We start from the raw sequence: 14,724 nt of genomic DNA, 5'->3' as shown, positions 1-14,724 counted from the left end.
AATGACTGCAAACCAACCACCAGGCGATCATGATCTAACGATCCTAGCTCAGGAAACAGTAATCGGTTCTCAAACCAGTATGCCCCGTGAAGGACACGTTCTTCCTATTGGCACAGCGCTCGGAGAATTCGAAATTACCGATATTATTGGGTGGGGAGGCTTTGGGATCGTTTATCTGGTATACGATCATTCGCTACAGCGTCAGGTTGCGCTGAAAGAATATATGCCTTCAAGCTTTGCCATGCGGAATAATCAAGGAGAAATCTCCCTAAAATCTGAATCCAATAGAGAAATATTTCAAGCAGGCTTACGAAGCTTTATCAATGAAGCGCGCTTACTTGCACATTTTGATCACCCTTCACTGGTGAAAGTTTATCGCTTTTGGGAAAACAACGGAACAGCCTATATGGTGATGCCGTTTTACCAGGGTATCACGCTCAAAGAGAAAATACGCAATACAGACAAGCCACCTGATGAAAAATGGTTAAAGGATTTATTATTTCAACTCCTTGATGCGCTCAGTGTTCTTCATAAAGACAAGCCTCCGTGTCTACACCGCGATATCTCTCCAGATAATATTCTTATCCTGCCGGAAGGTAGAGCACTCTTATTAGATTTCGGTGCTGCCCGTCGGGTGATTAGCGATATGACGCAATCACTTACGGTTATTTTGAAGCCGGGTTACGCACCGATTGAACAATATGCTGAGGAAGCAAACCTTACGCAGGGCCCTTGGACCGATATTTACGCACTAGCAGCAGTCATTTATTTTGTTATCACTCGCAAAGCACCCACGCCATCAGTCAGCCGCCTGGTTTCCGACAAACTCATACCTTTAAGCGAGTTTGCAAAAAATCAATATAGCATTGCTTTCCTAAAAGGCATTGATAAAGCGCTTGCCGTTAGACCTGAACACCGCCCGAAAAATGTTGACGAATTTCGCAGGCTTCTTGGCATTACTCAACAGCAGCCAATATTCGGAGATTCCAATACACCGGACAAACCAGTTTCAAATAAAGGGAAGTTTTTCGCCATTCTGTCTGCTATTACAATCATTTCGTTCATTGCAATGAATCTGCCTTGGAATAATTTTATGGATTCTCAGCAAACATCAGCTAAGATCTCGCCCACTTATGATCGCAAGCCCACCTTTATTGAATCAGCGCAATTCGATCCGATTCGCGAGCTGGAAACAATTTTCAATGCTCGTGATCGAGATCATGCAGTCACCATATCAATAGACAAAGTACAGGTCACTATTAACAAAGACCAATTACATTTTAAAATCCGCTCCGCAAAACCCGGATATGTTTATATCTTGGCCGTAGGCACCGATCAATCGGATTTTTTGCTGCTCTTCCCTAATGCAAAAGATCAAAATAACCACATAACGGCCAATCAGCAAATAGGATTGCCTAGGAATGAATGGAGAATGATTGCAGGAGGACCGCCGGGCACCAATCACTTTATCGCGATTGTTTCAAATTATCCTCGTAGTTTCAGTCATACAGCTCTTCAGAAGGTCAATATTTTTGAAACTTTCTCGTCTAACGAAACAAAAGAATTGTATCGCTCATACAAAGGAACATTGCCATTCTTTGCCGGCCAAGCAATATGTCCTTCTGATCTAGCCTCAGGCTGCCAGGAATCCTATGGCGCAGCCTTATTTTCAATCGAAGAAATTAAGATCTGAACAACCTCCTGAACCTTGCAACTAAAAATCACTACCGAATTTTGTAAATCAAATTTATCGATTATTATTATCGATTCTAATAAGCGTCACGCGGCGATTCTCCGGCGCCAGAGGATTGTCCTTATTCATTAGCTCGGTATAGCCTTTGCCAATCGCTGTTAATCGGCTTGGTTCAATAGCATGCATATGGATGAGATAATTCATGACTGTTGCAGCTCGCGCTGCGGATAGGCGTTGATTGAACTGGTAGGAGCCACTCAAATCCGCATGTCCTTCGATTACAAAGCCAAATTTAGCCAGCTTATCCATATTAAGTGCTCTGCCAACTTTATCAAGCGCGTGTTTCGCGCCAAAAGTCAATTCTGCGGAGTTAGTGTTAAACGTGATCAACATGGAAGCACTTGCCTTTTGATTGACTTCTGATTCCAGTTGGTCATCCATCGGTCTAAAAGATCTGGTTCGGCCAATCTTTTCTGGTGCTAGTGCATCAATGATCGCAGCTTCAGTAATATCACTTTCTTGCAGCACTTTGACTTCTTGTGCATTCGCCTGCAAGGTGAATCCACTCAACAGGATTAGAATCGATGTAAAGAGATTTGAATTTACTTTCATAATAGTTCTCCGAGAAAAAAACATGGTCTTGATCAATTTCATTAACTAGGCATTAACGTTTTATCGTCTGAATCTTTACACCATAAGGCAATCGCAGAATAATTATCTTGTTTTTGATTACCTCGCAGCAATACCTGTTTTTCCAAAGCTGCTAACCACCCTGAAGCCGAAGGTGCCAAATTCAGCATCCGTTCCATTTCATGTTCATCCACGCATTCCCATAATCCATCAGAGCACATCAAAAAAACATCCTCGTTTTGAATTGAAAACTCAGCGGATAAAATTTCAGCTTCGGATCGGTCTCCATTACCTAAAGCTGCATACAATTGATTCCGAACGGATGAAGCCCGCAATTCCTCCTGCTTTAGGTACCCCGCGTCAACCATGCTCTGAGAAATACTATGGTCACGGGTTTGCAAAATAATGCGTCCTTCCCGGAAACAATATAAACGCGAATCCCCGATATGGCCCCACGTTGCCCGGCGGTTTGCCGCATCTACAATGAGAATTACCGCAGTTGCGCGCATCTCTTTCAATTCTTTATTCTGCTGCTGCTTTCTGACAATCGCATCGTCCGCTGTATACAAAAGCGACTCAATTGCTCGCGCACTACATTCCGGTTGCTGATGAAATCTATCATGTGCGCTGCTTACAACCAGTTGCGATGCCACGTCACCTCCAAAATGTCCACCCAGTCCATCTGACAAAACACAACAAGCAAGATTGGAAGTCAACCAATAATCGCATGCATCCTCATTTACTTTGCGTTTACCTATTTTTGATAATTTAGCAATTTCAAGATACATAAAAAAGACTTTGTGACCCAACGAACATCAATCAAGTAAGGACAATGCGCTAAAAATAATAGACTTACAAAAAACAAATGAATCAACGTCTGATCATCGCTTCTTATCTTCCATCTCGAGCTTGGCAATTTGTGCCTCATATGCCCTCAAAAATTCCTTGCTGAACATCACATGAAAATCTTCTTCCGCTTCATGAGAAATATCACCATAGCGATTAGTAAACATATCCCAAAGATTAGCTTTACGGTTTAACGAGAAAACCGAGTCAACCAATGTTTTTTGCCCCAGCCGTTTTTCCAATTGATTAGGATTAAAACGGTCGAGTATTCCTGACAGAGCAGAGCGCATTCCAGCCATAAAACCAAATTGGTGCGAGCGCAAATCATTGTAAGCATCTTTCACAGCCTGTAAAGGAGGCATAAAACCTTGCTCTCTGGCCTTAGGAACGAGTAAATGCATTAAAGCCACTTCTACATTCGGTGAAAGTTTGAGCGGATTATTTTCTCGTGGCCTAATCATAGTCATTTCGGCACGCATTTCGCGCTTCATCAACGCACGAGCCAGCAACAAATCCAGTGTACCTTGCGTTGATACCCGCAATAACTGTCCAATTTGATTCATTAATTGCGGCGTCAATTCGATGGGTTTATCCAGATTTGATAGTCCAGCACCCGAAAGAAAGGCTTGCAGTAATTCCTCCTGATTCGATGAAAAAACTTCGGCAGGTGCTTCTGGTTTAGAAATCGCCGGCGCTTCGACAACCTTCTCATATACATGCATCGGTGGCAGCGATGAATTTAATTCAGAAACATCATCACGTTGCACTGCATGATTCATTCTCCGATCATTCGCTGCATTATCTAATGCTATCAAAGGATCATCGATGCTGCCTTTACTGGCAGATGCAGGCAGATCCACTATTGCATGGGAGGAGTTAATCACATCATCAATACTGGGTTGCTTCTCTTTGGATTCTAGTGCCGAGCTAAAGTCATCGGGATGCTTAAAATCGCTAGAAGACGCTATTTCAACCAGCTTATTCTCTTCATTAGATGACATTGCGAAAGGATCAAAATCAGAAGGTATCGCTTGTTTAGGCGCCGCAACTGCATTATTTGCAAAAGGATCTACAATATCTTGGGCTATTGAATCTGTCGTTTCAACTTTCGATGCCATTGGATTTTGCTTGACCTGTTCCTCCGGAAAAGCAAGCAAATCAGCTATCGACTGGTTATTTGAGTAATCATTTGCGGGTGTCAGTGGTTGTTGCATAGCTGGCTCAAACGATCCACGGCTTGATGAGCCCTCATTATCCATTACCTGCATCACGTAATCGCCAACACGAATTCTGTCACCATCAGCAATCAGCGTGTCCTGCCCGTTATTGAGTGGCTGTTCATTCAGATAAACCGGCATCGTACTGCCAAGCCCACGGATAAAATACTTACCCCCGCGACACACCACTGATGCATGAATCCTTGAAATGCTTCGCCCCGGATCGCTCAACACCAGGGCATTACCCTCGGCCCGGCCTATATTGCCGCCCAGCTCATCGAAAGTAGCAGAAATTGACTGTACCGGCGGCATGCCTTCGTAAGTTACTACCTGGATCTGGATCATCGATAACTCCCAATCTTAATAGATCATTAATTAACTACTCCGTACCAAAAGCACGGAATATCAGAAAAGTTTGAGCTGACAAGTTTTACTCATGGGTTGCCTTTTGATTCTTCACGTACCACTAATACCAGTAATATCGGTTTCAACAATGCCTGTAACGCCACTCAACTGAACCGACAAATCTGCAACTTGATCCGAATTATTATCGACGAATATCCATCCATCAGCTCCATTATCAGCAAATATATAACATGCGCCAGATTGCTGCTGCATTATCGTATTAGCGTTTGCTAGCGCATCATTGTAATTTGCTACCGTCCCTGCATCATTAAAGTTGGAGCTATCTCCTGCCAGCCCATCAAAATCAAGAAAATCGGTCCCGGTGATAAAACCAGTCACCATATCGATCGCCCCTAAAGTCAGACCTGAAGTGCCAATTCCAAAATTAAAAGTATCAGCACCAGCACCACCGGAAATCTCGTCAACGCCTAAGCCACTAATGATTTCATCTTTACCCGAACCACCCGTTACAGATAAATCGTTTACTATGCTTGATAGATCTAATTGGATATCTCCCATCGATGTAGTCGCATCAATCACTGTATCAGTAGCGCTTAGCCCGGTTATTGATAAATTTAAAGCTGATGTGCCAGTAATAGTTACACTACTTACTGTGCCGGCATTGAAGAGTGAGAATGGCCCCGAGCTTCCGGCTTGCACTGTTATAGATGCTACTCCATCGATATTTGATAAATCCAAGGCACTATTATCAGAAGACAAAACTCTTATCTGAATTTTTTCAACTCTCGAAATAGTCGGTGCAACAATAGCCGCGTCAACAATCTCGAGGATAGCGGAATCATTATTACCGGGACCGCCATCAATAACATCACCACTTTGAATTGTTTGTGCTCCTCCATCCAACAAACCTACGATGGAATCGTTACCCAATGTTCCTGGAACATTATCAGTAGGACTAGTAGTCAAAACATACCTTACACCTGGTGGAATTAGGACTGTATCAAAGTTTAGTGTCGTAGCATCGGTGATACCCGCATAAGGATGGTTTTGCAGATCAGCAATCACACCGCTTGCCATCTGCACGCTGTAGGTTCTACCAAAAATCAGGTTTTTTGCAGGATCGATAGTCACCATATTGCCATTAAAGGTGACCTGGCTGGTATCCGTCACAGCGATGACGCGGTTATCACCTTGCCCATCGCTGATAATGATGTCGCCCACGCCCGCCATGACATTCTCGTCGAAAGTGAGCACTACATTACTATCGATCGTTACTTTTGTAGCCTCATCAACAGGCAAGCTGGTTAATAGCTTGGGAGCATCCAGCTCTTCCACGCGGCCATCCAAAGTTTTCCCCAATTCCCCGCCTGTATCAGTGATGACAAATTCGAAGAAACCAGACCATGAGTCAATACCTTGTCGGATAAAATCAACCACTAACTGTTCGATCTGCGTAATCGATAATTTTATACCAAAGCTATTATCAAATATCGCTTGTGCTACGCCACTCACACCCGTTTCATATTGGGTTACCAGTTGATTCATGAAATTATTGACTACTGCCGCAACTTGATTCCAATCGCGCGTTTGATCGTAGATCTGTATGATTTCGCTATGTAACGCATCTGACCCAGGAAAATTGCTTGTTAGCAACAAAACTTTAACCATATTGGGATCTGAATGACTTAGTACCATGGCTTTCTCCTTGAGCTAACAATATATAAAAATTTCAAGAAAACTTTCACTCTTTGATTCTCTCATCAAAATACTTTTTCCTCAGAAAAGAGAATCTTAATGCATCGCTTCCAATTGCCTGAATTCAAAAAGATAATCGGTATTCTTTTCATAGCCGGCAGAAATGATTGCTCCGTATTGCGGCGTTTGTGGAAAGCTTTTCCTGACTTCACGTTGAACCTGCTCAAAGATATTGTTACCCAACTTCCAGTTATCGACATTACGAATTGTTTGCATCAAATACCAAGCAAAAATCGAATGTCCTCCTCTACCTTCATCGGCAACCGGTTCATCATTACCTGCAGACATCGCAACCACCGAGCGATTGGCAAGAATATCGACTGGTTGAGCCTTGTTGTCACTCAACTTGAGTTTCTCTTCTCGAGTAAAAACCCCGGAATAACAACTATCCGAGATCATCATGATTTGATTTGAATGAATGCCCGACAGCATTTCAGAAATGCTGGCATTCGATATCCAACTTGCCGGGTCTTTTGCTGATGCGTCTGAAGGAATCCAGTATCCAGCGCCGGTTTTTTCATTTTGATATCCATGCCCCGCATAATAGACAACCACACTGTCATTCTTTGCCATTTCGGTAGAAAGTTGATTCAAGGTCCGAACAATATCGGCTCTTGTTGCATTCCGTACTACGAGGGCCTCATACCCTAGCTTATCAGCGAATAGTTGCCCAACCACTTCCGCATCGATGATTGCATTCTCTAAAGATGGAATAGTCTTGTCCACGTATTTATCGATGCCAAATAACACAACAAATTTCTGTCCGATCTGCGGGATACTTGCGACCTTTGTTTTATATCTATTTTTGTGCCGCAGCGGTTGCACTTCTGTTACGCCTGACTTGTACTCCTTGCTCTGGTCAGCAGAAATTCTACATAAACCCGAATTGACCTCCATTATATTCGAGCATAGCGGCACATCAGATAAGCGTGGATCCAACTCCAGCCTATAAATCGCATCTGCGAACAGTGCTTGTTTGAATTCCTTTCTATCATTAACGAGGAGTTGCATTTCCGCACGACTCATACGTGCAAGATCAAGGCGACCAAAGTTGGGTATTAGGGAAGACATCATATCGATCACTTTACCCTCGACAAACTCGTTTCGCACTCCCTTTGCTCCTGATGCCGAGGCATTCACGCTCTGAACGAGAGTATCAAGTGTTTCTTGCTTTTGGACCGGGTTAGGAAAGGTAGAGTTTATATCTCCCTTACTATAGAAAAACCAGTTACCAATTGCCGCCTTCCCTGGGACATTGCCAAGTGCAAATGACTGATTAAAATCCTTATTGTGATTGGCTGGCGAAAAACCTTCCAAACTGCTGGCAGGATTAGATGCATAAACTAACCATCGACCAACGCCATCCGTCACAATGGCGGAATCGCCATTGTTATTGATAAAATCACCATTTACCGCAGCTATCGTTGCCAATCCCGAACCCACATTAAGACTAGCATTGTTAGCGATAGTCACCGTTGGTGTGCCAGGGTCCCTAAAATCCGAATTGGTAGCGCTGTCGCCAGCGATAGCTGTAAAGTTACCATTATTTGTTGTTATATTTGCATCAAGAGATATATTTCGCCCTGCTTGCAGCATGAGATTGCTGCTTGTACCAATTTTCCCGGCAGTAATATCGGATTGTACTGTGATGTCGTTATTAGCTTGCAGCGTAACAAATGTTCCCGCATCTAATAATGCTGTAATTGAAGCAGGTGTAATGTAGCTAGTTGCAGAGGGATTGGCAGCAAAAGCAGTGTCGGTCATACCATTGCTCAATTTCGAAATGCCATTGAATAAATAAACAGCGCTATCGCCACCATTATTGCTTAATATTCCAACGGCCAAACGATCGCCGTCAAGCGCTAATGACCAGCCAAAACCACTGCCATCAGCTAACGAAGTCATATTGTTCGCACCCGTACCAGAAGCAAGCCTCTGCTGCCAAGTAAGTCCACTCATGTTAGCTGTTTCCAAACCGGTAAACAAATGTACAGCACCCCGACTGCTGCCGCTTAAACTATCACCGAATGCACCAACTGCTAGCCGATCGCCATCCATTGCTAGCGACCAGCCAAAAAAATCAGAATTGGCTAATGCAGGCATGTTGTTCGCACCCGTATCGGAAAAGAGCTTCTTCTGCCAAGTCAAGCCACTCAGGTTACTTGTTTCCATGCCGGTAAATAGATGCACAGCACCACGATTGCCACCACTCAAACTATCACCAAGTACGCCCACTGCTAGCCGATCGCCATCCATTGCTAGCGACCAACCGAAAAAATCAGAATCGGCTAATGCAGGCATGTTGTTCGCGCCCGTATCGGAAGAGAGCTTCTTCTGCCAAGCCAGTCCACTCATGTTATTTGTTTCCAAGCCGGCAAATAAGTGCACTGCACCACTATTCTTTCCACTAGCACTATCACCCGATGCTCCAATTGCCAATCGATCGCCATCCATTGCCAGAGATGTACCAAAAAAATCAAAAGCACTCAGAACAGGCATACCATTTGTACCGGAAGTAAGACTCTTCTGCCAGGTCAGCCCAGAAAAATCCGCTCCGACGCCTGAAAACAAATATACTGCTCCATGATTGCTATCACTGAGAATTGCCCCTCTCGCCCCTACTGCCAGCCGGTCACCGCCAAGTGCTACCGCAGTTCCAAAAAAATTAAAATCTTCCAATGACGGCATACCAATGGCACCACTACTGGAAGTAAGCACCTTTTGCCAGGTTAGTCCAGTCATGTTATCTGTTTCCATGCCGGTGAATAAATGTACGGCACCACGATCACGACCACTGGTATCATCCCTAGGCGCTCCTACAGCTAGTCGATCGCCGTCGAGTGCTACCGATGTCCCAAAATTATCCCCGCTTGCTAATTCCGGTTTACCATTAACGCTTCCTGAAGCTAATATTCGTGCCAGAGCCAGATTATCTGGTGGGTTATCAGTAATGATAAGATTCTTTGGGTCGAACAATACTTCACCACCTACGCCAACCTGCATGTCACCGATCTGCCGAATCTCACCCTTGGAAGATAGTTCAATATGACCTCCATTTTTGGCTTGCAAGGAACCATAGTGCTCGCTGCTTTGTGTCGACCACACCACAATTTCTCCACCCTTGGCATTAATATCTGTTCCGCCATTCGCTTTGACTTCACTCCCTACGCCCACCAATACTTCACGGGCATATGGCAACTCACCACCACCCTGCCAGCCTCCACCCAAATGCACTGCACCGCCTTGCGTACCACCCGACGCATTAACGTCAGCATTGAGCAGATAAACCTGATCACCGGTCACTTCGATGGTACCGCCTTGTTTGTTGCCGGTTGCAGCTAGCGTGGAGGAAAATGCGACTATGCCATTGCCATCTACCCGGATATTGCCACCTTGTTCGCCATCAGCCCGTAGCGCACCACCAGCCATGCCCTCCAATTTGTTCGTGGTAAGCCAAATATTGCCGCCTGTGCCTTGAACATTGGAAACATCGATTGATCCATCCAAATAAGTCGATGTTTTGGCAGTCAAGGCTACGTTACCACTCTGAGCACTTATCTGCCCTTTCTGCAGAATTTCATTGGCCGTAAGAGCAATTTCTTTACCGCTGATTGCGCCCCAGTTATTCAGAGTAGAACTAACTTCCATGTGTACTGAACCCTTGTCAGCCTGGGTCTGGCTGTTTACTGCCAGCGTTGCTTGGTCAGCTTTTAATACAATGTGCCCGGCTGCATCGGTGCCAAGGCTATTAACACGAACGATCCCTTCCTGGTTCACAATACTGCTGTGCAAATCCACTTGACCACTCGTGGCCACTAGCGATCCCAAATTGACGACCTCATTCTCAGGTGCCTTGACGCGTACCACGATATTCGGTGCACCAGAATCGACAAACTCGACACTTTTACCTGCTGCGATGACTGTTTGGCCACTGGGTGTTTGTACTAAACCGTCATTTTGGACACGATCCCCCATTAACCAAACGCGCCCCCCCAGACTAGTACGAATTTCACCTTGATTCTTTATTTCACCGGTAGTGCCTGTCGAATTGAAATGATATTTCTTTGCCAGAAAGTCGATATTGGCAATATCCAGAGTCGAGGCAACTAATCCAGCCGCATCAATACGCGCATGCTCACCAAACAATACACCATAAGGATTGATCAGCCAGATATGGCCATTACTCCCCAGACTACCAAAGATATGTGAAGCATCATTACCGGTAACACGGTTAAGAATCATACTTTCTGCACTTTGTTGCTGGAAATAAACGCTGCTATCAGTACCAATGGAGAAACTTTGCCAATCCAGAATAGTATTAGGCGTATTAATGATTGTCATATGGTTACCTGCGGTGTCGATAACCGCATGACCATGAACTATGGATGGATCTATCGGTAATTGAGCATAACTCGTCAATGAATATCCGATTAGTGAAAGCGTCATCCACAATGCCAGAAAGTATTTGATGACCATAACGATTATTCCTTCTCCACAAATATCAAGTCAATGTTTTACTATAATTATTAATCATGGCCCAACTTAATAGTGGAAATTGACAGCTAAGTGCCCACGTGATGTACCAGCTGCTTTCTGGTTGCCATCCATCAATGCATGTCCAAAATCCAAGCGGCCCGAGAATTTCTTGCCAATGGCAAAACGTATGCCCCCACCCACCCCGGCGATTTCGCAGGATGATGATCCGTGAACATCACAAGGCGCTTGATGATTGTTTCCCGCCCAACCAAAATCAAAGAAACCAAGGGGGCGTAAACTCAGACTTTCAGAATTAACTAGCTTGGCAAAATCAGGGCCTAAGCCTTCTATGTTGAAAGAAGCCCCATAATCGCCAACGATTTCCCTTTCACGATAACCGCGTACGCTAATAAAACCGCCCATTGCACTACCGCCGCCGCCAATACCGAATTGTTCACCCGGAACCAATGCATGCGGGCTGTATTGCGCTAACACACGCGTCGACAAACCAAAACCTGCCGGCAGATTCACGTTGGTGAATCCAAAAAAACGCCATACGGTATATTGCTTATCCGCATCAAGACGCGCCGTGTTAAAGACCGCTTGACTACTACCACCGAAGTTGCCGGAGATGTTGGTATTGATTCCCCAAGAGAAAATCGGTCCGTCTTTTTGGCCAACATAGCCAAGACTAAGCGGCGTAATCGTTACGTCTGCAGCAATTCTGTCGCATGCTGCAGAACCGGTATTTCCCTGAAAAGCACAGTTATTATTAAAATGACGCCAATCAAAACCAAACGTGACACGGTGATCGTATTCACCCAGGCGAGGAAGAAAACGATGGGCCCGAAAACCTGCGATATCACCTTTACCCGTGAATCCAAATGGACCTGCTTGTACAGCTGAAGCGACACTTTCTACATTAGAATGCGCATAGAATGCATCAATAGCTGCAAATTGATTATAAAAAGGAATTCGGTAACCTGCGCTATAAATATGAGCACGACTAGGCTCAGTAGGTGAAGTCTGGAATTGAAATGTACCGATATGATCGCGATTCCACAAATTAGCATGTTGAATGCCAACATTAGTTCGAAAATTACCTGTTCCCGGCGTGCCTGCACTATCCGTTCCAAACAGGAGTCGAAGCGGTCTTTCGTCAGTTACCTTGGCATCTGCATCAATAGAGCCAGGCTTAGAACCTGCCACCAACGCAACGCGCATTTTCTTTGTCGGATTCTCATTGGCCATTTGAATATTGCGATCAATATTTCTAATGACTGGAGTTCCTCCTGGCCGCAAATGCGGCAAGCTTCTTAGGATATTCGCTTCATCGCGTTCTGCATGACCGGAAATTAGTACTTTATCAATTTTCCCCTCGATCACCTGAATAATGACATTCCCGTCCTCCAGCTTTTGCTCAGGCACAAAAGCAACGACTCCTCCGTACCCAGCCTCACGATAGACCTGTTGCACTGCAGTCGCCCCTTGCACAAGATCATTCAGAGTTCGACCATCCCCGACAAGATGAGCAACCAGCGCCGTCAACTTACTTTCTGGAAGCAATGTATTTCCATGAATTTTCAATGTTTTTACAGAGAATACCGAGGATTGTGGTGGTTCAACTGGAAGTAGTGACTGACTTTGTGCATTCATACAAAAACCAATCACAGATAACGGCAGTAGAAACAGCCAAAGATTTTTCACTACTTGCTCCCTCTCATTTTTATTTCTTTGCTCTGACTATAAAATAATTCTTTAATCTTTTTAATATAATACCCTTACCAGTAGCAACAGATTACCAATTATTTTTATCCTTAAACTGTTGCATATCAGTAACATATTAATACCTTAATAGAATAATAATTCTGAATGTCGTTATCTGTGAGGAAACTCACACTTTAGTAAAATTTCTCAGGTAAATTTATCGCTACCCTTCGCATGAAAGGCGAAAGATTATTATTTTTTTACTGTGTGTTAGAAAAAGCCAGAGGAGGATTAAAGTTAAATCCGAAATACTTGGGGTCTTCTGCAATCACAGCCGCAGAGAATATATAAAAAACATAATCATAAGTTTCCTTTGGAAGATTATGTTGTTGAATAAATTTCCAGAAATTCTTATCTCGAGGATTATCCTGCATTTTACTAATCAAACCTCTCACACGAGTGTGCCCATAGTTATAGCTCGCTATGACGAGTAACCCGGATGCCTGAGCTTCGGTACTGTAGATATGTTTAAGGTATTTAGCCCCAGCCTTGGTTGAGCGAATAAAATCAAAACGTTCATCTTTTTCATCAAAGGCTCTAGCATTAGTTAAAGGACCTGGGGAAAGTCCATACTCTTGTGCAGTAGTTGCTAAAAATTGCCATGCGCCTTTAGCAATGCCAAAACGAGTCTCAGGACCGATGGCATACGCGTCATAATTACTCTCCTGAAGTGGCAAATACATAAAATACAAGGGCAACCCTTCTTTCTCCAATGCTTCAATAATCACAGGTGCATAATAATTTTTCTCAAGGCGCTCTATTGCTTGCTGCATTCTTGATGAGCCCTGCCAGTACTTGGTATACTTTCTAGCTTCAGCCACAAAACCTTCAGGGAGTTCCAGTTCACTCTCACCAAATCCTCTGGCCACTTTAGCAATCAATTCTTCTTCATATTGTGCATCACTAGGAAACTGAATTCTTAAAGACTTAGCTTCATCGACATATTGTTGATATTTTAATTTCATGCCTGCCAGTTTTTGCCTCTCCTGCGATATTCGTTTTCTTTCGATAGCAATCTTCTCTCGTTCAGCCTTCACTCTCTCCTGGTCAATTCCCAATTTTTGGTCTACGATGACTTTCATAGTAAGATCTAGTACTTCTGCACTTTCATCCAATCTGATTTCAGATTGCGACAGACTGATTTCAAGCGTTTTAATGTCATAAAACATATCAATGGCCAGAGTCCGCACATTCGTCAACATCATTTGCTGATAAGTAGCCAGAGCAGCAAATACTAAGAACAAGCAACCTAACCAAATAATAATCCTTCTGTAACCCTTCGAGTGCTCAGTACGATCTTCATGAATTATTTTGCGAACCATACGCGTATAGTCTCCAATATCTCCCTCTTCATTTCTTGCTAACAGGCGAGCCTTCAGTTTATCTTTCGACAAATTCTGATTCGGTTGTGCAGGTAACTCTAATGGAGATTCGGCATTGATATTATTGCTGAACGAAGATGATTCATCATTTTGATGAATCACTTCAATTGATAAAGAAACATTAGCAGCGCCGAGAGAAATAATGGTGAAAGAATCCAATGGTAATTTTTTATCCACCAATTGGTGGTTAACATAGATGCCATTTGAACTGTTCAAATCAACAACCCACCAGTTCCCATTCTCCCATTCAACTTTAAAATGGTAACGACTCACTAATTTGCTAACGATGACAATATCGTTATTCGGCGAACGCCCTATGGTAAATGGGTTTGCAAACAAAAATTGCTTTAATGGTTTCCCATAGTCATCAAGCAAGCATACTCTTAACTTCGGTTGTATTAACGCAGTATGGTTTGAGTTGAATTTTTTCGGAAGAGTATCCGATGAATTAATTACTGTTCTATCATCGTTCATAGAGCTATGATTATTTCTGGTGTATGTCAGGAGAAGAAAGCGGTGTAACCTGTTGGTAGAGATCTCGGCAGATCAACCAATAAAAAAGGGAACACCGCAATGACAGATAATAATGTTT

The 14,724-nt window shown here is 43.7% G+C and carries 8 protein-coding genes; 1 reads left to right on the top strand and 7 read right to left on the bottom strand.

Going from position 1 to position 14,724, the window contains the following annotated elements:
- Position 1 precedes the first annotated feature (1 nt).
- The gene (locus tag C8R34_RS13405) at positions 2-1,693 is read left to right on the top strand and encodes a serine/threonine-protein kinase (RefSeq protein ID WP_110341432.1); all 1,692 of its coding nucleotides are present in this window, start codon (positions 2-4) and stop codon (positions 1,691-1,693) included.
- Positions 1,694-1,747: 54 nt separating this feature from the next.
- On the opposite strand, the gene C8R34_RS13400 is transcribed toward C8R34_RS13405, so the two are convergent.
- The 7 genes from C8R34_RS13400 to C8R34_RS13370 form a co-directional block, all read right to left on the bottom strand.
- Positions 1,748-2,305, bottom strand: coding sequence for an OmpA family protein (locus C8R34_RS13400; RefSeq protein ID WP_165872576.1), 558 nt, complete (start codon positions 2,303-2,305; stop codon positions 1,748-1,750).
- 41 nt (positions 2,306-2,346) lie between these two features.
- Entirely contained in the window at positions 2,347-3,111 is a 765-nt protein-coding gene (locus C8R34_RS13395; protein WP_110341428.1) for a PP2C family serine/threonine-protein phosphatase, read from the bottom strand.
- Positions 3,112-3,204: 93 nt separating this feature from the next.
- A complete protein-coding gene (tagH, locus tag C8R34_RS13390) occupies positions 3,205-4,731 on the bottom strand; it encodes a type VI secretion system-associated FHA domain protein TagH (RefSeq protein ID WP_110341426.1) in 1,527 nt (508 codons plus the stop codon).
- A 111-nt stretch (positions 4,732-4,842) separates the two neighbouring features.
- Positions 4,843-6,447 (bottom strand): Ig-like domain-containing protein, encoded by a 1,605-nt coding sequence (locus C8R34_RS13385; protein ID WP_110341424.1) that lies wholly within the window; start codon positions 6,445-6,447, stop codon positions 4,843-4,845.
- 96 nt (positions 6,448-6,543) lie between these two features.
- Positions 6,544-10,983, bottom strand: a complete 4,440-nt coding sequence (locus C8R34_RS13380; RefSeq protein ID WP_110341422.1) for a caspase family protein — start codon at positions 10,981-10,983, stop codon at positions 6,544-6,546.
- A 66-nt stretch (positions 10,984-11,049) separates the two neighbouring features.
- Positions 11,050-12,690, bottom strand: coding sequence for a ShlB/FhaC/HecB family hemolysin secretion/activation protein (locus C8R34_RS13375; RefSeq protein WP_110341420.1), 1,641 nt, complete (start codon positions 12,688-12,690; stop codon positions 11,050-11,052).
- A 260-nt stretch (positions 12,691-12,950) separates the two neighbouring features.
- Positions 12,951-14,606: an FHA domain-containing protein gene (locus C8R34_RS13370; protein WP_110341418.1), complete on the bottom strand. Its 1,656-nt coding sequence runs from the start codon at positions 14,604-14,606 to the stop codon at positions 12,951-12,953.
- Between the last annotated feature and the right edge of the window lie 118 nt (positions 14,607-14,724).

It is taken from the genome of Nitrosomonas sp. Nm84 (assembly GCF_003201565.1).
GTDB lineage: Bacteria > Pseudomonadota > Gammaproteobacteria > Burkholderiales > Nitrosomonadaceae > Nitrosomonas.
The sequence above is the reverse complement of the archived record's forward strand: the minus strand, read 5'-3'. Positions and strand labels throughout refer to the sequence as shown.